Genomic DNA, 235 nt, shown 5'->3' on the forward strand with positions numbered 1-235 from the left:
GATATAAAAAATGGTTCTACAACTGAATTTTTATATCAGGTATACCCGATAATTCTTTAAAAAGAGTTTTTAAAAGTGTGTATACTGTCATTGATTCTTGTATTCTATCTGGATTTGGTATTAAAAATAATTTAGTTTCTTCATAATCCTTTAAATTTTGTAAAAATCCTTTTGGAATTATTAATACAGAATCAAAATCTTTTGATTTTAAATAGTCTTGAAGTTCTTCTTGACT

1 protein-coding gene is annotated in these 235 nt (G+C 23.4%); it reads right to left on the reverse strand.

Annotated features, from left to right (window positions below; all coding sequences use genetic code 11):
- Nucleotides 1-16 precede the first annotated feature (16 nt).
- Nucleotides 17-235: hypothetical protein (locus RMT89_RS45455; protein WP_315889605.1), on the reverse strand; the 219-nt coding region annotated here is incomplete at its 5' end.

This window comes from Streptomyces sp. P17, from assembly GCF_032436805.1.
Lineage (GTDB): Bacteria > Actinomycetota > Actinomycetes > Streptomycetales > Streptomycetaceae > Streptomyces.